We start from the raw sequence: 20,764 nt of genomic DNA, 5'->3' as shown, positions 1-20,764 counted from the left end.
GGATCCCGTGGTCGCACGGTTGTTATTGGCACGGCATGGCCAGACCGAATGGCACGCCGAGAACCGGTACGCGGGCAGCAGCGACGTCGCGCTGACCGAGGAGGGAGTCAGGCAAGCGGGCGAACTCGCCGGGTTCGCCGCGGCGGTCGAACCGTCCGCGGTGTTCTGCTCGCCGCAGAGCCGGGCGCGTCGCACGGCGGAGCCGTCGGCCGAGGCGTTGGGCCTCCCCTTGCGCGTGGTCGACGAACTGCGCGAAGTCCACTTCGGACTGATGGAAGGACGCACCCGGGACGAGCTCGCCGCCTCGGATCCCGATGTGGTCGCGCGGTTTCTCGCCGATCCGGTGACCGGCGCCTTCCCCGGCTCGGAGCCGCCAGGGGAAGCGGCCGCCCGCGGAGCGCGGGCACTGCGCGGCATCGCCGCCGAGGTCCCGGGCGAGACGGTGCTGGTCGTCGCGCACAACACGCTGATCAGACTGACGTTGTGCGAACTGCTCGGCATCCCGCTCGAGACCTACCGCACGGTGTTCCCGCGACTCGACAACGCGGCCGTCACCGAGATCGCCATCGACGGCACGCACACCGGCCTGCTGCGTCTCAATCAGCCGGCGCGCACGCGATACTGGACACCATGAGCGATGAGAAGACGGCCGGTGGCAGCGCACACTCTCGTAACACGCGTCAGCGGCAGATCACCGAACACGTCTTCGAATCCGGCTCCGCCACCATCGCCGACCTGGCGGAACTGACCGGCGTCAGCACCATGACCGTGCACCGGGACGTCGACGAACTGGTCCGGCGCGGCCTGCTGCGGAAGTATCGGGGAGGCGTGTCGGCCATGCCGTCGACCGTCTTCGAAAGCAACGCCGACTACCGGATGAACGTGCACTCCGAGGAGAAGCTGGCGATCGCCGCGCACGCGCTCGCCCGCGTCGAACCGGGGATGTCGATCCTGCTCGACGACTCCACGAGCGCGCTCGCGCTGGCGAAGATGCTGCACCGCGTCACGCCGCTGACCGTCGCGACGAACTACCTCGGCGCCATCGAACTCCTCAAAGGCGTGCCCGACCTGCGGCTCATCTGCATCGGCGGCGACTACTCGGCGACCCACGACTCGTTCCTCGGCATGCAGAGCCTCGAAGCGATCGAGCGGATCAACGTCGACGCGACCTTCGTTTCGACCTCGGCGATGAACACGCGGATGACCTTCCACCAGGAGCCGGAGATCGTGATGCTGAAGCGCGCGATGCTGGCCAGCGCGCGGACGAAGGTGCTGCTGATGGACCACAGCAAGACCGAACGCGCGGCACTGCACCGGCTGGCGCCGTTGAGCGACTTCGACGTGCTGATCGTCGACGACGGAGTGGAGGAACACCTGGCCGAGGAGATGCGGAGCCAGGTGGAAGTGGACATCGCGGAGCTCTGAGGGCTCTTCGGGCCTGGGTCGGGACCGGGACCGCAATGAAGGGGCCTTTCATAGCAAATTTTGCAATGAAAGGCCCCTTCATTGCAGGTCGGAAGGCTCACCGGGGTGGCAGTGAGTGTGTCGGGTCACCGGTGTTTTAGGCGCCGGTGACGGTCACGCGTGACCAGCGGGGCAACTCGTGTGACGGGATGGACGACACGCGTGTCCAGAGGGACGACTCGCCGCATGACCCGGCCGCCCGCTGTCGTCCATCCCGTCACGCGTGTCGTCCAGCGGGACACGTGTGTCGTCCGACCGGTCACGCGAAACGGGCGGCCCGGAATGAAGGTCTCGTGAGTGGCGATTCGGATTGAGCGGACCGGTGTTCGCTTACTTACGCCTGATCAGGCCGGTCTCGGAGCTTGATGACACTCGCGGTGGCACGTTCGAGCGGGGAGGATTCCGGACGGTCAACGTCCACGACCTCGGTGCCTGATCAACGGAGGATCGGGGACACTCAACGTCCCCGATCCTCCGTTGATCAAGCTCGCACCCCCGCCGAGCAGGGTGGATTCCGGACGGTCAATGCCCGGCCATGCGGGACAGGCCGCTCCAAGACACCCCACGACCCCACCCGGGCGCGCGAGGCTAACACGAAAATCCACCGATGTAACATCTTGAAAGTTAAGTTAACACGATCCATGATACGCTTAACACGACGTCATGGAGGCGTGCATGAACCAGGTAACATCGCCGTTATCGCGATCCGGGAGCGGGTTCGCCCGCGTACTGAACCGCTGGGGCCTACCGGCTCCGCTCTTCCTCGGCTATGCCGGCCTGCTGCTGTTCATGATCGGCGACGGGGTCGAATCGGGCTTCATCGCGCCGTTCATGGCGGACAACGGCGCGGGCACCGAGATCAAGGCCTCGTACGTGATCACGGTGTACGGCGTCGCCGTGATGCTGGCGTCGTGGCTGTCGGGCGCGCTGTCGGACCTGTGGGGTCCGCGTCGCGTGATGATGATCGGCCTGGCCATCTGGCTGGTGTTCGACGTGCTGTTCCTCGCGGTCGCGGTCTCCGGTGAGAACTACCCGTTGATGCTGGTGTTCTACGGCCTTCGCGGTTTCGGCTATCCGATGTTCGCGTTCGGTTTCCTGGTCTGGATCACCGCGGTGGCGCCGGTCGCCAGGCTCGGCGCGGCCGTCGGCTGGTTCTACTTCGCCTTCACCGGCGGGTTGCCGACGCTGGGTGCGCTGGTCGCGAGCTTCACGAACCCGGTTCTCGGCCAGTACGGCACGCTTTGGGTGTCGGTGGTGCTGCTCGCGCTCGGTGGATTGCTGGCGATCTTCGGCGTCCGGCAGCGGACGGGGTACACGCGGCTCGCGCCTCCGGACGTGAAACCGGTGCAGAGCCTGGTTTCCAGCGTGTCGATCGCCTGGAAGAAGCCCAGGGTCGGGGTCGGGATGCTCGTCCGGGTCATCAACACCGCCCCCGAGTTCGGGATGCTGGTGTTCTTCCCGACGATCTTCATCGAGGGCATCGGGTTCGGGGAGAGCCGCTGGCTGCTGCTGGTCTCGGTCATCTACGGCACGAACATCTTCTTCAACCTGATCTTCGGCGTGCTGAGCGACCGGATCGGCTGGCGCACCACGATCTTCTGGTTCGGCGCGATCGGCTGTGCGATCTCGATCCTGTTGCTCTACTTCGTCCCGGTCGCCATGGGTGCGGAGTACTACTGGCTCGCGTTGCTCGTCGGCGCGCTGTACGGCGCCACGCTCGCCGGGTTCGTGCCGATCTCGGCGCTGCTCCCCTCCCTCGCCCCGGAGAACAAGGGCGGCGCGATGGCCCTGCTGAACCTGGGCGCGGGCGCGGCGGCGTTCGTCGGGCCGGCGATCGTCAGCTTGTTCCTCGGCCCGCTGGGCGCGGCCGGAGTGGTGATCGTCTTCGCCGCGCTGTACCTGGTCGCGGCGGTCATGGTGCGCTACCTGAAATTGCCCGAGGAGACGGCGAAGGCGATCGAAGAGGACCAGAGTCTGCAGGAAGTCGGAGAGAAGGTCGTCACCACGTGAACCAACCCGTCACGATCGGCATCGACGTCGCCACCGCGGGGGTCCGTGCCCTCGCGGTGCGCGGCGGCACCGTTCTCGCTTCGGCCGCCGCGCCGCTGCCCGCGCCCGTCCGCGACGGTCGCGGGCGCAGCGAGCAGGACGCCCGGTCCTGGTGGCCCGCGGTGGAGACGGTGCTGGCGAAGGTCACCGGCGAGCTGCCGGGCAGGGGCGGCGAGGTCGCCGCGGTGGCCGTCGCCGCGACGTCGGGGACGATCGTCGGGGTCGACGCCTCGGGCGAGCCGGTCACGCCCGCGCTGATGTACGACGACAGGCGCGGTGCCGAGCTCAACCGCGAGGCCACCGAACTCGGCGCGGATCGCTGGCGGCGGCTCGGCTTCGGCGTGTCCGCCACGGCCGCGCTCGGCCGCATCGCCTGGCTGGCCGAGCACGTCCCCGGCGTCGCCGGGATCCGGCACACGCCCGATCTGATCGCCGAAGAACTCACCGGCGTGCCGGTGGCGAGCGACTGGTCGCATGCCTTGAAGAGCGGTTACGACCCGCTCGCCCTGGAATGGCCGGACGAGGTCTTCGACGCCTTGCGGGTACCGGAGAGCTTGCTCCCCTCGGTGGTCGCGCCGGCCACCGTGCTGGGCAAGGTGGCCCGTCCGGTCGCCGGGCTCCCGGCAGGCTGCCCGGTCGTAGCCGGGATGACGGACGGCTGCGCTGGCCAGCTCGCGGCCGGGGCGGTCACGCCCGGGAGTTTCGTCGGGATCCTCGGCACGACGTATGTGCTCAAGGGAGTCACCGAAAACCTGGTGCCGGATCCGACGGGGGCGATGTACAGCCACCGCCATCCGGACGGCTGGTGGCTGCCCGGCGGCGCGTCGAACACCGGCGGCGAGGCCGTCGCCGGGCAGGGCCGCCTACCCGAACTCGACGCGGCGGCGGCCGCGGCGGGCCCGGCGAAGGTGGTCGCGTATCCGTTGCGACGCAAGGGCGAGCGCTTCCCGTTCGCCAGCGCGGACGCCGAGGGCTTCGTAACCGGCGAGGTCGGCGAGGTGGAGCTGCACCGGGCCAGGCTGGAGGGAGTCGCCTTCCTCGAGCGGCTGGCGCTGGACCATCTGCGCCGTCTCGGCGTCACGATCTCCGGACCGCTGCTGGCGGCGGGCGGCGGCAGCAAGAGTCCTTTGTGGACGCGGATCAGGGCGACCGTCACCGGGCTCGGCCTGCGGGTGTCACCACAGGCCGAAACGGGTTACGGCGCCGCCCTGCTCGCCGCGGCGGGAATCCTGCCGGGCGGGCTCACCGAGGCGTCCGAAGGGCTCGGCAGGGGAACACTGGTCGAACCCGACGAGCGCGAGAGTGCCGCGCTCGCCGAGTCCTACCTGAGGTTCTGCACCGAACTGCACACCAGGGGCTGGATCGACGACGAACTGTTCGCCGTCGTCCGGCGTTGAGAGATCAGGAAGGACGTGGTCCATTGGTCTTGTTGGGAGCCGGCTTCGGCGTGGACGCCGCGGATTTGACGGCTTCCGGCTTCGCTGCCTCGGGTGCGGCAGTGGGCTCGGGGGCGGGAGACAGCAGCCGGATGGCCTCCTGGACGGCGACGTCCGTGGCGGACAGCCGCTCGGCGACCTTCGACCGAAGTTCCAGCGAGAGCTTCCGAGCCTGCTGAGCGTCGGCCTGCTGGGTCTTCGCGTCGGTGAGCGCCTCCGCGACCTGCTCCTGCTTCGCGGCGATGTCCTCCGCCGAAGACTTCTCCGCCTTGGCGATCTTCTCGGCGGAGATCCGCTCGGCTTCGGCACGCTTTTCCGCCGACACCCGGTCGGCTTCCGCGATCTTGTCCGCGGACGCCTTCTCCGCCTCCGCGCGACGAGCCGCCGAAGCCTCCTCAGCCTTCTTGTCGGCCGCGGCGCGGGTGCGGACGCTCTCCAGGTCCAGCTCCTTGCGCTTCTGCGCCGCCTCGGAGTTCAGCCGTTCGATCTCGGCCTTGGCGTCCGCGAGCAGCTTCTCGCGTTCCGCCTGCGCGTCCTTGGCCGCCTTGTCGCTCGCGCGCTGCGTCTCATGGGCGTACTTGTCCGCTTCGGCGCGTGTCGACTTGGCGTCGGCCACCGCGGCGGCCTTGAGGTCGGCGATCTCCTCCTCGGCGAGCTGCATCATCATGCGGACGCGTTCGGCCATCGCGCCGGCGCCGGACGGGCTCGCGCTCATCCGCACGAGCGCGGCCTTGGTCTCGTCCAGTTCCTTCTGGGCGTGGCCGAGCGCCTTGGTGAGTTCGGCGGCGGTCACGACGGCCTCGTCGCGGTTGCGCGAGAGCTGCTTGAGTTCGGTCGACAGTTCGGCGAGCCGCTCGTCGACCTGTCGCTTGTCGTAGCCACGCACGGAGCCCGCGAATTGGGGCGATTTCGCTGAGGGCGCCTGAGGCGCCGTCTTCTCAGGAGCGACCATGGCGGCCACCTTAATGAGCAGGGGCCCGTCAGGCAGTACCGCCAAACGGCTGCACTCGGAGTGCGACGGGGCGATCACATGGCATCCTGCATTGTTGACAGGTCGTAAGCAGGGGAGGCCCGGTTGGACATCTCGGCGATCCTCGAAGACATCCGTGAGCACTGGCACGTCTACGCCACGATGCCCTTCATCGCCGCGCTCATCGGCTACATCACGAAACGCGTCGCCATCGAGATGATGTTCCGGCCGCTGGAGTTCGTCGGGATCAAACCCTTCCTCGGCTGGCAGGGGGTCATCCCGGCCAACTCGCGCCGGATGGCGACCACCGCCGTCGACCTGCTGACCAAGAACCTCGTCGATCCGCAGGAGATCTTCTCCCGGCTCGATCCCGACGAGGTCGTCAAGGAACTGGAAGAGCCGCTCCTCAAGGCCGTCGAGGACGTCACCCGCGAGGTGATGGAGCAGTACCAGCCCAGACTGTGGGAACTGCTGCCGGCCCGGGCGCAGCGCATGCTGGTCGATCAGGTGCGGGCGCAGGCGCCGAAGGTCGTCGCGCGGCTGATGCGCGAGGTGTCGACGAACATCGACGAGGTCCTCGACGTCAACGAGATGCTGATCAACGCGATGGTCCGCGACAAATCGCTGACCTGCCGCCTGATCAAGGAGGTCGCGACCCCGGAGCTCCGCTTCATCGCCCGGTCCGGCATTTGGTTCGGCTTCGCCATCGGCCTGATCCAGTTCGTCGCGTGGGCGCTGACGAAACAGCCGTTGATCATGCCGATCTTCGGTTTCGTCACCGGCTTCGTCACGGACTGGCTGGCCCTGAAGATGATCTTCTACCCGCGTGAGCCGCGCCGGTTCCTGTTCTTCAGCTGGCAGGGCATGTTCCAGAAACGCCGCCAGGCGGTCGCCAAGGACTACGGCGCGCTGATCGCGGACGAGGTCCTCACCGTGCGGAACGTGATGGAGGCCGTGCTCACCGGACCCAAGTCGGACAAGCTGTTCTCGATGATCACCCGCGAGGTGCAACGGACCATCGACGCGCAGGCGAGCATCGCGAAACCGTTGGTGGCACTGACCGTCGGCGGCGTGCAGTACCAGGAGATGAAGAAGGCGGCGGCCGAGAAGGCGATCGCGTATCTCCCCGAAACGGTGAAACACGTGGAGAGCTACGCCACTGACGCGCTCGACGTCCGCAACACCATCGTCACGAAGATGCAGCAGCTGACCCCGCTCGAGTTCGAAGGGATCCTCCGCCCCGCCTTCCAGCAGGACGAATGGAAGCTCATCGCGGTCGGCGCGGTGATCGGCGGGCTCGTGGGTGAACTTCAGGTCCTGCTACTCCTCCATTGAGGACCGGCGGCTAGGTTCCCCTCAAGCGAGACGCGGGAGGGGCTTCAAGTGGACGCCGTCATCGCCGACCTCGGCGAGCACTGGCCGGTGTACGTCACCATGCCGTTCATCGCGGCGCTGATCGGTTACGTCACCAAACGCGTCGCCATCGAGATGATGTTCAAACCGGTGGAGTTCGTCGGGATCAAGCCGTTCCTCGGCTGGCAGGGAGTGCTGCCGGCGAACGCCGAGCGGATGGCGGCCACCGCCACCGAGATGCTGACGAGCAACCTCGTCGATCCGAAGGAGATCTTCGCCAGGCTCGACCCGGCCCAGGTGGCGAAGGAGATCGAACAGCCGCTGCTCCGCGTCGTCGAGGACGTCACCCGCGAGGTGATGGAGCAGTACCAGCCCAGACTGTGGGAAGTGCTGCCGAACACCGCCCAGCACCTGCTGCTCAAACGCGTGCAGGCCGAGGCGCCGCGCGCGATCACGAAGATCATGGGCGAGATCGCCGAGAACATCGAGGACGTGCTCGACCTCAAACACATGGTCGTGACGAACCTCGTGCGCGACAAGGCCTTGCTCAACCGGCTGATCCGCGACATCTCGCGGCCGGAGATGCGGTTCATCGCCCGGTCGGGGATCGTGTTCGGGTTCTCCCTCGGCTGTGTGCAGCTGCTCGTGTGGGCGCTGACGAAGTCGCCGATCGTGCTGCCGCTGTTCGGTATCGGCATCGGCTGGTTCACCGACTGGATCGCCCTGAAGATGATCTTCCTGCCGCGCGAGCCGAAACGGTTCTTCGGCTTCTACACCTGGCAAGGCGTGTTCCAGAAACGCAAGGACCAGGTCGCCGCCGACTACGGCGACATGATCGCGCGCGAGATCATCACCATCCCGAACCTGCTCGAAGCCGTGTTGAGCGGGCCGAAGTCGGACAAGCTGTTCACGATGATCACCCGCGAGGTGCAGCGGACCATCGACGCGCAGGCGAGTGTCGTGAAGCCTTTCGTCGCGATGGCCGTCGGGAGCAGGCGGTTCCAGGAGATGAAGCAGACGGCGGCGGCGAAGGCGGCGGCACGGATCCCGGAGACGATCCGGCACGCCGAGAGCTACGCGGTCAACGCGCTCGACGTCCGGAACACCATTGTGGACAGAATGCGGCGGCTGAACCCGCTCGAATTCGAGCAGTTGCTGCGCCCGGCGTTCCGGCAGGACGAGTGGAAACTGATCGCCGTCGGCGCGGTGATCGGTGGACTCGTCGGTGAACTTCAGGTGCTTCTGCTGCTCCACTGACGGCCACCCGATACCGTTTCCCCCTTCCCTGAGCGAAGCGAGGAGGTCGTGTGGACGCCGTCCTGGACGACCTCGCCCGCCATTGGTGGCTGTACGCCGCGATCCCGTTCGTCGCCGCGCTGATCGGCTACGTCACCAAACGCGTCGCCATCGAGATGATGTTCAAACCGCTGGAGTTCGTCGGGATCAAGCCGTTCCTCGGCTGGCAGGGCGTGGTGCCCAAACACGGCGGGCGGATGGCGGCCGTCGCGACCGAGTTGCTGACGTCGAACCTGCTGGACGTCAAAGAGGTCTTCCGCCGGATCGACCCGGCGATCATCACGCGCGAGATCGAGCAGCCGCTGCTGCGGGCCGTGGACGAGGTCGCCCGCGAAGTGCTCGAAAAGCACCATCCCAGGCTCTGGGAGGTGATGCCGACGATGGCGCAGGAACTGCTGATCAAGCAGGTCCAGTCGGCGACGCCGCGGCTGGTGCGCGAGTTCATGGAAGAGATGACCGCGAACCTCGACGAGGTGCTCGACTTCCAGCATATGACCGTGCAGCGGCTCACCAGGGACAAGAAGCTGCTCGTCCGGCTGATCCGCGAGACGTCGCGGCCGGAGATGGCGTTCATCGCACGCACGGGGATCTACTTCGGCTTCGGGCTCGGCATCGTGCAGGCGTTCGTCTGGGCGCTGACGAAGGAGCCGTGGGTGCTGCCGATCTTCGGCGGCTGCATCGGGCTGTTCACCGACTGGCTGGCGATCAAGCTGATCTTCGTGCCGCGCGAGCCGGTGCGCGTCGGCCGGGTGGTCCTGCAGGGCAAGTTCCAGCGGCGGCGGGCCGAGGTCGCGCATCAGTACGGCGAGATGATCGCGAACGAGATCCTCACCGTGCCGAACCTGCTCGACGCCGTCCTGCGCGGGCCGCGGTCGGACCGGCTGTACTCGCTGGTCGAACGGCTCGTGTCGCAGGCCGTCGATCGGCAGGCGAGCGTCGCGAAACCGATGGTCGCGATGGCCGTCGGCGGGCAGCGGCTGAACGAGATCAAACAGGCGGCCGCGCGGAAGGCGCTGGAGCGGCTGCCGCCGACGATCCGCCACGCCGAGGGCTACCTGACCGAGGCGATGGACGTCGCGAAGATCGTCGAGCGGCGGATGCTCGGGCTGACGCCGCTGGAGTTCGAGGGGCTGCTGAGGCCCGCGTTCCGGCAGGACGAGTGGAAGCTCATCGCGGTCGGCGGGCTCATCGGCTTCCTGGTCGGTGAGCTGCAGGTCCTCCTGATGCTCCACTGACGCCCGATCGCGTTTAGCCCGCTAAACGCGCTTGCGAGGAACCCACCTGTCCTGAAGGTCACCTTTGAGACGTTGATCGTCTCAAAGGTGACCTTCAGGACAGCGGAGGCGGGGCGGCCGGATCGCGTTTAGCGGGCTAAACGCGCTTGGGGGGCGGCTCTCGCGTGCGGGGGGCGGCCGGAATGCCATGCCCCCAATGTCACATTGGAGACGCTGAGCGTCTCCAATGTGACATTGGGGGCACCGGGTCCCGGAGAGGGGCGGAGCAGGGGCACGGGCGGAGGGGTGAGCGCGTTTAGCGGGCTAAACGCGCTTTCGGGGCGGTTCTCACGTGCGGGAGACACGGGATGATTACGGTGGTGGGGTGGCGTCCGAACCCCAGCAACTGCCAGCCGTCCACGAGGCGTGGCTTCCGCGTGAGCACGCGTTGCACCGTCCCCGCCACGGTGGCAGGCAGCTGACCGCGCTGATCAGCGCGCTTCTGTTCTTCACCACCCCGGCGCTGCTGTGGGTGTTCGGCGTGCGGCCTGGCGAGATCGAGAACCACAAGCTCGCGAGTTTCCCCGGCCTGGACAAGGGCTGGGCGTTCTTCACCGACCTGCCGACCTGGGCCATCGACCAGCTGTCGTTCCGGCCGGGTGCGATCGCCGCCGCCGACGCGATCAGCCGCGGTGTCTTCGGCGAGGGCGCCCCGCTGGACCAGCCGCCGCCTCAGCAGCAGGCGGGCCCGATCCCCGCGCCGCCGGCGCCGGCACCGTCCAAGACCGCGCCCACGCAGGGGCCGACGCCGAACGCCGCGTCCGGCTACCGCCGGGTGGTGCAGGGCCGCGACGGCTGGCTGTACTACGGCTACGACGCGGACGCGAAATGCGATCCGTCCCGTCCGCTGACCGAGACGATCGCCAAGATCAACGAGCTGCGGCGCGCGGTCGAGCAGTCGGGGCGGCGGTTCGAGCTCGTCGTCGCGCCGGACAAGTCGACGATGGTCCCGCAGTTCCTGCCCGACACCTATCCCGGCAAGGACTGTTCGCGGTCGGCCGAGGCGGCCACCTGGCACCGGATGCTCAAGGACGCGCGCGCGATCGACCTGCGGCCCGAGCTGCGCGCGTCCGAGGGCCGGGTGCAGCGGCCGGTGTACCCGTCGAACGACACGCACTGGGCCGACGAGGGCGCGCTGGTGATGACGCGCGCCATCGCGAACGCGATCAAACCGGGTGTCACGCAGACCTGGGTCAGCGTTCCCGTCGGCCAGTACGACACCGTGGCCGATCTGCCGCCGCTGATCAGCAAGCAGGGCACGAAGACGAACACGCTGTACAGCCTCCGCCCGGACGGCGTCGTCGAGCGCGCGGGCGAGCCGAACGGCGACATCGACCGGCCGGTGTACCGCACGGCGAGCCCGCTGATCGGGACCGTGGACGAGAAGATCCTGATCTACGGCGACTCGTTCACGAAGGCGTCTTCGCGGTATCTCTCGGGCGCGTTCACGAACCTGACGATGCTGGCGCACTTCACCCAGAAGACGCCACGGGCCGAGGCCGTCGACGCTTTCGTGAACGCGAACGTCGTGGTCATCGAGGCCGTGGAGCGCAGCGTGGCCGGCGGTCAGCTCGCGTTCATCGACCCCGCTTTCCTCGAAGCGGTCAAGAAGGCATTGGCCGAGCACCCGGTGCGCTGAGCGCCGGTTCCGGGTCGGCGGGCTCGACGCGGATCCGCGAGTTCCTGCCGCGCAGCCACGCGATGAGGCGGCAGACCAGGTAGATCACGAACGAGATCGCCGTGACGAACGCGCTCACCGGCTTCCCGGGCGCGAGCGACAGGATGATCCCGCCGAGTGCCGCGATCTCCGCGAAGACGATCGACAGCACTGTCGCCTTCCACGGGCTCGCCGTGACCCGCGCGGCCGCCGCGGCCGGGGTCACCATCAGCGAGACCACGAGCAGCGCGCCGACGATCTGCACGCCGAGGGCGCTCGAAATCCCGACAAGTACCGCGAAGATCAGCGACAGCAGCCGCACTGGCACGCCACGCGCCGTCGCGACCGCCGGGTCGACCGTGGCGAACAGCAGCGGCCGGTAGATCACCGCGAGCACCACCAGTACGACGACCGAGGCGCCGACGAGCAGGTTCAGGTTGGTCGAGTCGATCGTGATGATCTGGCCGACGAGGATGCCGAACTTGTTGGCGCTGCGGCCTTCGTAGAACGACAGCAGCAGCACGCCCATGCCGAGGCCGAAGGCGAGGATCACGCCGATCACGGAGTCGCGTTCGGACTCGCGGCCGCCGAGGATCCCGATCAGCAAGGCGGCGATGACGGCGCCCGCAAGGCCGCCGAGTTCGACGCCGACCCCCAGCAGCAAAGCACCCGCCGCGCCGGTGAACGCCAGTTCGGCGGTGCCGTGCACGGCGAACGACATCCGCCGCATGACCACCAGCGGGCCCAGCACCCCCGCGACGAGGCCGAGGACGGCGGCCGCGAGCAGCGCCGTCTGAACGAAGTCGAGGCCGAGCAGCTCACCGGTGAGCGCGAAGTCGAACATCTTGTCCACGGTGTTTACGAGGCCCGTTCGTCGATGTGGTGGGGTTCGTCCTCGCACAGCGCGCTCTGTGCCCCGGCGACGTGGATCTGCCCGCCGACCTTGAGCACCTCGATCCGCGTGCCGTACAGCTCGGACAGCGTCTCCGAGTTCATCACCTCGTCCGGCTTGCCGATCCGGAACTGGCCGTTCACCAGATAGAGCATCCTGTCCACATAGGACAGGATCGGATTGATCTCGTGGGTGACGAACAGGACGGCGGTATCCGCCGAACGCCGTCGCTCGTCGATCAGCTCGCTGACCGCGCGCTGGTGCGCGAGGTCGAGGGAGAGCAGCGGCTCGTCGCACAGCAGGACTTCGGGGTCGCCGACCAGCGACTGCGCGACGCGGAGCCGCTGCTGCTCGCCGCCGGAAAGCCGCCCCACCGGCTGTTTCGCGTACGCCTGGGCGCCGACGGACTCGATCGCCCTCGACACCAGTTGACGTCGTTTCGAAAGCCCGAAGAGCCCGGTGCCCCACCGGTGCCCGTCCAGGCCGAGGCCGACCAGGTCCACCCCGCGCATCGTCAGGCCCTCGTCGAGGGCGCGCTGCTGCGGGATGTAGCCGATCCGCCGGTTCGTCCCGCCGGGGCGCCGCCCCGCGATCTCGACCGTGCCCTCCGGCAGTCCCTGCTGACCGAGCAGGACCTTGAGCAGGCTGCTCTTCCCGGAGCCGTTCGGCCCGAGGATCGCGAGGAACTCGCCGGGTTCGACGTCGAGGTCGAGCCCGGACCAGAGGGTTCTGGAGCCGAACGCGAGGCTCGCCCCGCGGACATGGACCGCGGGGCGCGCCTCGGCAGGTACGGAACTCACTACTTCAGCGCTCCCGCCAGCGAGTCCACTTCCTTGGTCATCCATGCAATGTAGTCGGTCACACCCTGGGGAAGCGTTTCGGTGACGTCGACGACGGCGATCCCGGCCTTCTTGGCGTCGCCGACGACCTGCTCGGTGACCGGGGTGGTGGTCTGCGCGTTGTTGACCAGCGCCTTGACCTGCTTGCCGGCGATCAGCTGCTTGACCTCGTTGAGCGCGGCGGCGGGCACGTCCTGCTCCGCTTCCACGGCCTCGGCGAAGGCGGGCGGAGTCGCGTCCGTGACCTTCGCGCTGTCGAGGAGGTAGTGCGCGACGGGCTCTGTCGCGACGACCTTGGCGTTCGAGCCGCCCAGGCCCGAGACCTTCTTCAGCAGTTCCTGGGTCTTGCCCTTGAACGCGGTCGCGTTGGCGGTGAAGGCGTCCTTCGAGGCGGGCTGGATCTCACCGAGCTTCGCGGCGACCTGGTCGGCGATCTTCTCGACGCCGGGCAGGCTGTACCAGACGTGCTCGTTCTCGTTGCCGGTCGCGGCGATGTCGACGGCGACCAGTTTCTGCGCGCCGGTGGCCTGGTCGGCGAGCTTCGAGAAGAAGTCGTCGTAGCCGCCGCCGTTGGACAGCGTCAGCTTCGCGTTCTTCGCGGCGATGGCGTCGCTCGCGGTGGTCTCGTAGGAGTGCGGGTCGGCCGAGGGGTCGTGGATGATCGAGGTGACCTCGACCTTGTCGCCGCCGACGGCGGTCACGACGCTGCCCCAGACGTCGGTCGAGGCGACGACCTTGATCTTCTCGCCGCCGCCCGGGTTCGCGGCGGACGCGTTCTGCGAGCCGGAGCTCGTCGACGCCTTGTCACCGGACGCGCAAGCCGTCGCGCCGAGCGCGAGGACGGCCAGGGCCGACACGGCCGCGAAAACACTCTTAGTACGGCGGGAATTCATTTACTGCACTCCTGCGGAAGCCCAGGCCAGATGTCGCCAATGCCGGGTAATGGAAACCGTTGTCAGATTCAACTGTACCCCATACGGCTGACAGGACCCGCCGCGCTGGTATGACCTGTACCCAGGGTCACTCTGAATCGAGACCTGCCACACGTCGGGTGATGCTTCTGCAAAACGTTCTGAACCGTTACGGTTTGCGGATGGGCCGTCCTATCCGCACCAGGAGGCAGGCGACACTGGCGTCGTTGGCCGCAGAGCTCGGTGTGTCGAGGACCACCGTCTCGAACGCCTACAACCGGCCAGACCAGCTGTCTCCCGAGTTGCGCCGTCGCGTCCTCGAGACCGCGCGCCGCCTCGGCTATCCGGGCCCGGACCCGGTGGCCCGTTCACTGCGGACGCGCAAGGCGGGTGCTGTCGGTCTTTTACTCACCGAAAACCTCTCCTACGCCTTCCGCGATCCCGCCGCGATCGGCGTGCTCGAAGGGCTCGCGCTGGCGTGCGAGGACGCGGGCGTCGGCCTGCACCTGGTCCCGGCGAGCCCCGGTCGCGAGGACGTCGCGGCCGTGCACCGCGCCGGCGTCGACGGTTTCGTCGTCTATTCGGTGCCCGACGACGACCCGCATCTCGGCGCCGTCCTGGAGCGCCCGGTGCCGACGGTGATCGTCGACCAGCCGCGCGTGGACGGGGTCGACCGGGTCGGCCCGGACGACGCGGCCGCGGTCACCGCGATGGCCGAACACCTCATCTCTCTCGGGCACCGGCAGATCGGCGTGCTGTGCATGCGGCTCGCCCGCGAGCGCAACGACGACTTCGTCTCCATCCAGCGGCAGAGCGCCGCGCATTTCCACGTCCAGCGGATCCGGCTGGAGGCGCTGGCCGCCGCGTTCTCCGCGGCCGGGGTCGACTGGGCGACCGTGCCGGTGGTCGAGCGCTTCGACCACACCGTCGATGACGGCGCTTCGGCCGCACGGCAGCTGCTCGACGCGTATCCGCAGGTCACCGCCGTGATCTGCACCTCGGACATCCTCGCGCTCGGCGCGCTGGCCGAAGCGGAACGCCGGGGGCTGCGCGTGCCGCAGGATCTGACGGTCACCGGTTTCGACGGCATCACCGAGGCCGAACGGTCCGGGCTCACCACGGTCCACCAGCCGGTGCTCGAAAAGGGCAAGGCGGCGGGCAAGCTGCTGCTCAGCTCGGCCGACCGGGTCGGGCCGAAGGTGATCACCCTGGCCACGGAACTGCGGGTCGGCCGCACGTCGGCACCGCCTCGGACAGCCGAAGAGCGCTGGTTCGGGCCGTGACATGAGCCCCGAAGTGTTGCCCTCCTCCGGTCCGCCCGGTTCCAATGAGCCGGTGACCTCCATCGACGTACTGCTCAAGCGCAATCAGGAGCTGGGCGATGTCACCCCCGGTGACCGTTCTTCCCCGAGGCCATCGCTCCACGTGACGATTTTGACCTGCATGGACGCCCGTATCCGGGTGTTCGAGATCTTCGGCCTGATCCAGGGCGAGTCGCACATCCTGCGTAACGCGGGCGGCGTCGTCACCGACGACACGATCCGTTCGCTCGCGCTGAGCCAGCGGAAACTGGGCACCCGCGAGGTGCTGATCGTCCAGCACACCGACTGCGGCCTGTCCATGGTCACCGAAGACGACTTCAAGGACGAGCTCGAAGCCGCCAGCGGGCTCCGGCCGACCTGGTCGGTCGAGGCGTTCCGCGAGGTCGAGGACAGCGTGCGCCGGTCGGTGCAGCGCGTCCGGCGCAGCGACTTCCTGCCGCATACCGACAACGTGCGCGGCTTCGTCTACGACGTCAAAACGGGGCAGTTATCTGAGGTCGCGTAGGTGCTGAAGGGCGTTTTCCCCGCATGCGATGCGGGTAAAGCGCCCTTCGCCGCGTGAGACGCGGGGAAAGTCCCCTTCAGCTCCGCCATTAAGCTGGCCCGGTGGGCGTCGACGCGGATGTGCTGACCGGATGGTTCGACGAAGTGGGGCGCGACCTGCCCTGGCGTGAACCGGACTGCACCGCGTGGGGGGTGCTCGTCAGCGAGATCATGTTGCAGCAGACGCCGGTCGCGCGCGTCCAGCCGATCTGGCTCGACTGGATGGCGCGCTGGCCGGTGCCGTCGGCGCTGGCGGCGTCGTCGCAGGGCGAGGTCGTGCGTGCCTGGGGCAAGCTCGGTTACCCGCGCCGCGCGTTGCGGCTGCACGCCGCCGCGGCCGTCATCGCCGCCGAACACGGCGACGTCGTTCCGTCCGATGTGGACACTCTGCTCGCGTTGCCGGGTATCGGCGCGTACACGGCGCGCGCGGTCGCGGCCTTCGCCTACGGCAAGCGGGCGCCGGTGGTGGACACGAACGTCCGGCGCGTGGTGGCCAGGGCGGTGCACGGCGCGGGTGACGCCGGGCCGCCGTCGAACACCCGCGACATGGCCGACGTCGAGGCGCTGTTGCCACCGGAGGACGCGCCCGCCGCGAAGCTTTCGGCGGCGCTGATGGAACTCGGCGCGCTCGTCTGCACCGCGCGGTCTCCGCGGTGCGCGGACTGTCCCATCTACGAAGACTGCGCCTGGCAGCACGCGGGCAGACCCGCCTACGCCGGGCCCGCGAAGCAGGTCCAAAAGTTCGCCGGGACCGATCGCCAGGTGCGCGGGCTGCTGCTCGACGTCCTGCGCGGAAGCGAAGGCCCCGTCGAGAAGGCGCGGCTCGACCTCGTTTGGAGCGAATCCGGGCAGCGCGACCGCTGCCTCGACTCCCTGCTGGTCGACGGCCTGCTCGAACAGACCGGGGACGGCCTGTTCGCACTCCCCGGCGAACACTAACGCATTACGACAAAAGTTGGTCAATGGTTGTCATCGGCGCGATGGCGGGTTAGTTTTCCGGCCAACGCGCATGATGGGAGTTTTGCCCGTGGCCGACTTCGACCGACGTACCGCGCTCAAGGGCGGCCTGACGGTAAGCGCCGTCGGGCTACTGGGGACAGCGACGATTTCCGCCGCCGACGCGGCGTCCGGGGTGACAGAACCGAAGATCCACAGCACGTCCGCATGGAACGCGCGGCCGCCGAGCGGCGCGATCGAGGTGCAGAACCACAAGCCGACGTACATCGTCGTGCACCACACGGTCGACCCGGGGAACGTCACCGACTACACGCTCGAACACGCCTTCTGGGCGTCGCGTTCCATCCAGAATTTCCATATGGACACCCGCGGCTGGGTCGACACCGGCCAGCAGTTCACGAACAGCCGCGGCGGGCACATCACCGAAGGGCGGCATCGCAGCCTGGAGATCCTGCGCGGCGGGACCCAGCACGTGCTGGGCGCGAACGTGGGCAACAACAACAGCACCTGCATCGGGATCGAGAACGAGGGCCTCTACAGCAAAGAGGACGTCACTCCGGCGCTCTGGGACTCGCTCGTGAAGCTGGTCGCGTACATGGCTTCGCAGTACGGGATCTCGCCGGAGTTCATCAAGGGACACCGCGACTTCAACTCGACCGAATGCCCGGGAACCGTGCTGTACAACCGGCTTCCGGAGTTGCGCACCGAGGTCGGGAAGCTGCTGGGCGCCGCTTCGCCCAAGGTGGACCTGCCGGAATGGCCGCTGCTCAAACCCGGTGACAGCGGGCCGCGCGTGCGGACGGCACAGGAACTCCTGCGGGCACGCGGTTTCGCCGTGCCCGTCGACGGCCTGTTCGGACAGTCCACAAAGGACGCGGTCGCCGCGGTGGCGGCCCGGCACGGACTGGAGCGCGACACCTGCGGCGCGACCGCGGCGACCGACGAGACCGGCTTCCTCGGCTCCGACGTCTGGCCGCTCATCGTCGGGTCCGGCACGGATCTGCGGGCACTGAAAGCACGACTCGCCGGCTGAACAGCAGCGGCGAGAGGACGATCAAGGCGGCGCACCAAGGGAGCAGCCCCGTTCCCAGCGGCAGCAGCAGGCCGCCGATGAGCGCTCCCCCGGCGACGGCGCCGTTCCAGGCCGCGATCGTGAGCGACTGGGCGGCGTCGGCCGTGGGACCCGCGATCAGGGCGGTGACGGCCTGGAAAGCGGTCGGCGCGCCGCCGAATCCCAGGCCCCACAGGCCCGCGGCGGCCAGCACCAGACCGTGGACCCCGTCGCTCACCCCGAGCAGGACGATGGCGGCGGCGGTCACGGCGGTGCAGGTGAGCAGGACGGCGCGAGGACGGCCGTCGAGCGCGGAGCCGACCGCGACCAGCCCGCCCACCGTGGCACAACCGAACACCAGCAGCGCCGCGCCCAGCAACGTCGCCGCGTCGAGCCCGGCGAGAACCGGCCCGATGTAGGTGTAGGCCACGTTGTGCCCCAACGAGAACAGCGCCACCGTCGCCAGCACGGGACGCATCCCCGGCAGCCGTGACGCGGCCAGCGGGCGGGTGGGGCGCGTGGGATCCGCGGGGACGGCGGGAACCGCGGCGAGCACCCACCCCAGCAGCGGCACGGTGATCAGCGCCATCGCGGCGAACGCCCAGCGCCAGTCGGCCAGTTCGCCGAGCGCGGTGCCGGCGGGCACGCCGAGGGCGAAACCGATCGGGGTGCCGGACATCGCCACGGCCAGCGCGCGCCCGGTGAGTCCCGGCGGGGCGAGACGCATCGCGTAACCGGCGACGAGTGACCACATCACCCCGGTCAGCGCCCCGGAAACCACCCGCGTGGCCAGGATCAGCGGATACGACGACGAGACGGCGATCAGCAGATTGGTGAGCAGGAAACCGGTGATCAGCGCCAGAAGCAACCGTTTGCGCGGTACCCGCAGTGTCGCGCCGGTGAGCGGGATGGCGGTGAGCGCGGTGGTGATCGCGTAGACCGTCACCAGCTGACCGGTGGCCGACGGCGAAACCCCCAGCTCCGCGGACATGCCCAGCAGCAACCCGGCGGGCAGCACTTCGGTGAGGCAGCCGAGGAAGACCGTCGTCGTCAGCGCGAGCAGCGCGGGGAGGGGCAGCATGCCCCGACGATCGCTTTCCCGGTGTCGCGCGGGGTAGTCCCTGGCGGATATGCCGCGGCGTTATCGGCCGGGATAACCCCGTGGCATGACCGGCTGACAGTGCCGCGCGCGGCGCGGACGTACGCACGATGACCGGGCATCCACCCCCGTAGAGAGAAGGCCAGTTCATGACCGTGCGGATTCGGTGGCAGGAGCCACTGTGCACCGCGTTGCTCGCCACCACGATGATCGGCGCCTGCCCGGCTTCGGCGGCGGCTCAGCCGGCACCCGGCAGCGACGGGTACGTGCACGTCTCACCCGACGGCACCGTCCTCGGCCCCGATCCTTACTACCCGAAGGACGGCAACGGCGGTTACGACGTCGACAAATACTCGCTCGCGTTGGACTACGCGCCGTACGCGATGCTGTTGAACGGCAGAGCGACGATCACCGCGACAGCGACACAGGACCTGAACCGGTTCGACCTGGACCTGCGCGGGCTCACCGTCCGGTCGGTCACCGTCGACGGGATGGCCGCCGCGTTCCGGCGGGCGGGCGAACACGAACTCGTGATCACCCCGCGGACCCCGTTGGCCGCGGGCAAGCGGTTCACCGTCGTGGTCGGTTACGACGGGCGCCCGGAGCCGATCGCCACCGCACGCGGCCGGGTCGGCTGGCTGGCCGCTTACGGCGATTCCGCCGTGGCCACCGGGCAACCGCGTTCGGCGATGACCTGGTTCCCCGTCAACGGCACCGAAGTCGACAAGGCGACCCTGCACGTCTCCGTCACCGTCCTGGACGAATTTTCCTTGCTGGGCAACGGTTCTCAGGTCTCCGACGTGCCCACGGGCGCGGGACGGCACACCGTCACCTGGGCAGAGGACACCGCCCTCGCGCCGAGTACGGCGATGCTCGGCATCGGACGCTGGGAGGTCGAGCGGATCACGCTTCCCGGCGGCCGGACCGCGATAAACGCCTACCATCCGTGCGCGACGGGTAAACGCGAACTCGGCGGCAAACTGCCCGAGGTGCTGGAATTCCTCACCGGGAAGTTCGGCGACTACCCGCAATCGGCGGCGGGCGGACTGTTCCTCGACCGCTCCCTCGGCTACACGCACGGCGCCCAGACCCGGCCGGTGTACGGCCGCGCGGCCACCGTCGCCGACCTGGTGTACGCCACCGCGTATCAATGGTGGGGCGCCGGGGTGAGCGGCAAGATGTGGCGCGACACGCTGATGCCGGAGTCCATCGCGCAGTACGCGGTGTGGTTGTGGGACGAAGGCAAGAACGGCGTCGACCTCGACCGGCGGTACCGCGACATGGTGGCCAAGGTGAGCGGTGACACGGGTTTCTGGGCACCCAAGCTCACCGATCCGGGCAAGGGCACCGAATTCGCGCCCACCACCAAGGCGGTGCTGATGGTGCACGCACTGCGGCGTTTCATCGGCGACGACGCGTTCTTCCAGATCGTGGCGGGATTCCCGGTGATCAACCCGCAGGGAAACCAGAACTGGCACGACTTCGAGCTCTACGTCTCCGCGATGACGCAGCTCGACCTCGGCGACTTCACCCGCGCGTGGCTGGACGGCACGGTGCGGCCGCCGGACGAGCTCCTCTTTCCGGGGATGTGACAAGACTCCGTAAGGGGTGAAGGCTGCTTCTATTGAGGGGAACGTCAAACCTGTCGTGG

General features: G+C 68.5%; 18 protein-coding genes. 13 read left to right on the top strand and 5 right to left on the bottom strand.

The window, feature by feature from the left end; all coding sequences use genetic code 11:
* The first annotated feature begins 7 nt into the window (after window positions 1–7).
* From DMH03_RS07840 to DMH03_RS07825, 4 genes are all read left to right on the top strand, one after another.
* On the top strand, window positions 8–634 hold the full coding sequence (locus tag DMH03_RS07840) for a histidine phosphatase family protein (RefSeq protein ID WP_125791243.1): 627 nt from the start codon (window positions 8–10) through the stop codon (window positions 632–634).
* Window positions 631–1,425 carry a DeoR/GlpR family DNA-binding transcription regulator gene (locus DMH03_RS07835; RefSeq protein WP_125791242.1) on the top strand — a complete coding sequence of 265 codons (795 nt, stop codon included), beginning with the start codon at window positions 631–633 and terminating at the stop codon, window positions 1,423–1,425. Before DMH03_RS07840 ends, DMH03_RS07835 begins: the two co-directional genes overlap by 4 nt.
* Before the next feature lie 714 nt (window positions 1,426–2,139).
* Window positions 2,140–3,474, top strand: a complete 1,335-nt coding sequence (locus tag DMH03_RS07830; RefSeq protein WP_125791241.1) for an MFS transporter — start codon at window positions 2,140–2,142, stop codon at window positions 3,472–3,474.
* Window positions 3,471–4,910, top strand: a complete 1,440-nt coding sequence (locus DMH03_RS07825) for an FGGY-family carbohydrate kinase (protein WP_125791240.1) — start codon at window positions 3,471–3,473, stop codon at window positions 4,908–4,910. Before DMH03_RS07830 ends, DMH03_RS07825 begins: the two co-directional genes overlap by 4 nt.
* Before the next feature lie 4 nt (window positions 4,911–4,914).
* Here the strand turns inward: DMH03_RS07825 and DMH03_RS07820 are convergent, their stop codons facing one another.
* Window positions 4,915–5,901: a hypothetical protein gene (locus tag DMH03_RS07820; RefSeq protein ID WP_125791239.1), complete on the bottom strand. Its 987-nt coding sequence runs from the start codon at window positions 5,899–5,901 to the stop codon at window positions 4,915–4,917.
* 123 nt (window positions 5,902–6,024) lie between these two features.
* On the opposite strand from DMH03_RS07820, the gene DMH03_RS07815 reads away from it, so the two are divergent.
* The 4 genes from DMH03_RS07815 (at window position 6,025) to DMH03_RS07800 (ending at window position 11,481) form a co-directional block, all read left to right on the top strand.
* Window positions 6,025–7,254, top strand: coding sequence for a DUF445 family protein (locus tag DMH03_RS07815; protein WP_125791238.1), 1,230 nt, complete (start codon window positions 6,025–6,027; stop codon window positions 7,252–7,254).
* A 48-nt stretch (window positions 7,255–7,302) separates the two neighbouring features.
* Complete coding sequence (locus DMH03_RS07810; protein ID WP_125786131.1) at window positions 7,303–8,529, top strand: DUF445 domain-containing protein; 1,227 nt, start codon at window positions 7,303–7,305, stop codon at window positions 8,527–8,529.
* Between the two features lie 50 nt (window positions 8,530–8,579).
* A complete protein-coding gene (locus tag DMH03_RS07805) occupies window positions 8,580–9,803 on the top strand; it encodes a DUF445 domain-containing protein (protein ID WP_125791237.1) in 1,224 nt (407 codons plus the stop codon).
* A 364-nt stretch (window positions 9,804–10,167) separates the two neighbouring features.
* Entirely contained in the window at window positions 10,168–11,481 is a 1,314-nt protein-coding gene (locus DMH03_RS07800) for a hypothetical protein (RefSeq protein ID WP_125791236.1), read from the top strand.
* Here the strand turns inward: DMH03_RS07800 and DMH03_RS07795 are convergent.
* The 3 genes from DMH03_RS07795 to DMH03_RS07785 are packed head-to-tail and all read right to left on the bottom strand — an operon-like array spanning window position 11,447 to window position 14,123.
* Entirely contained in the window at window positions 11,447–12,352 is a 906-nt protein-coding gene (locus DMH03_RS07795; protein ID WP_125786134.1) for a metal ABC transporter permease, read from the bottom strand. The two genes, DMH03_RS07800 and DMH03_RS07795, sit on opposite strands and share 35 nt — an antisense overlap.
* Window positions 12,353–12,357: 5 nt before the next feature.
* On the bottom strand, window positions 12,358–13,191 hold the full coding sequence (locus DMH03_RS07790; RefSeq protein WP_125791235.1) for a metal ABC transporter ATP-binding protein: 834 nt from the start codon (window positions 13,189–13,191) through the stop codon (window positions 12,358–12,360).
* Window positions 13,191–14,123 carry a metal ABC transporter solute-binding protein, Zn/Mn family gene (locus DMH03_RS07785; protein ID WP_125791234.1) on the bottom strand — a complete coding sequence of 311 codons (933 nt, stop codon included), beginning with the start codon at window positions 14,121–14,123 and terminating at the stop codon, window positions 13,191–13,193. The genes DMH03_RS07790 and DMH03_RS07785 overlap by 1 nt, the downstream gene beginning before the upstream one ends.
* Window positions 14,124–14,323: 200 nt before the next feature.
* Here DMH03_RS07785 and DMH03_RS07780 point away from each other — a divergent pair, with 200 nt between their 5' ends.
* The 4 genes from DMH03_RS07780 (at window position 14,324) to DMH03_RS07765 (ending at window position 17,996) form a co-directional block, all read left to right on the top strand.
* A complete protein-coding gene (locus DMH03_RS07780; RefSeq protein ID WP_125786137.1) occupies window positions 14,324–15,424 on the top strand; it encodes a LacI family DNA-binding transcriptional regulator in 1,101 nt (366 codons plus the stop codon).
* A gap of 52 nt (window positions 15,425–15,476) precedes the next feature.
* Complete coding sequence (locus DMH03_RS07775; protein ID WP_125791233.1) at window positions 15,477–15,968, top strand: carbonic anhydrase; 492 nt, start codon at window positions 15,477–15,479, stop codon at window positions 15,966–15,968.
* 101 nt (window positions 15,969–16,069) lie between these two features.
* Window positions 16,070–16,945 (top strand): A/G-specific adenine glycosylase, encoded by an 876-nt coding sequence (locus DMH03_RS07770; RefSeq protein WP_125791232.1) that lies wholly within the window; start codon window positions 16,070–16,072, stop codon window positions 16,943–16,945.
* An 88-nt stretch (window positions 16,946–17,033) separates the two neighbouring features.
* A complete protein-coding gene (locus DMH03_RS07765; RefSeq protein WP_125791231.1) occupies window positions 17,034–17,996 on the top strand; it encodes an N-acetylmuramoyl-L-alanine amidase in 963 nt (320 codons plus the stop codon).
* Here DMH03_RS07765 and DMH03_RS07760 read toward each other — a convergent pair.
* Window positions 17,941–19,095, bottom strand: a complete 1,155-nt coding sequence (locus DMH03_RS07760; RefSeq protein ID WP_125791230.1) for an MFS transporter — start codon at window positions 19,093–19,095, stop codon at window positions 17,941–17,943. The genes DMH03_RS07765 and DMH03_RS07760 overlap by 56 nt on opposite strands.
* A 167-nt stretch (window positions 19,096–19,262) precedes the next feature.
* On the opposite strand from DMH03_RS07760, the gene DMH03_RS07755 reads away from it, so the two are divergent.
* The gene (locus DMH03_RS07755) at window positions 19,263–20,705 is read left to right on the top strand and encodes a M1 family metallopeptidase (protein WP_125791229.1); all 1,443 of its coding nucleotides are present in this window, start codon (window positions 19,263–19,265) and stop codon (window positions 20,703–20,705) included.
* Window positions 20,706–20,764 lie beyond the last annotated feature (59 nt).

It is taken from the genome of Amycolatopsis sp. WAC 01376 (genome assembly GCF_003947415.1).
GTDB lineage: Bacteria > Actinomycetota > Actinomycetes > Mycobacteriales > Pseudonocardiaceae > Amycolatopsis.
This window is presented reverse-complemented; position numbering and strand designations above follow the sequence as displayed.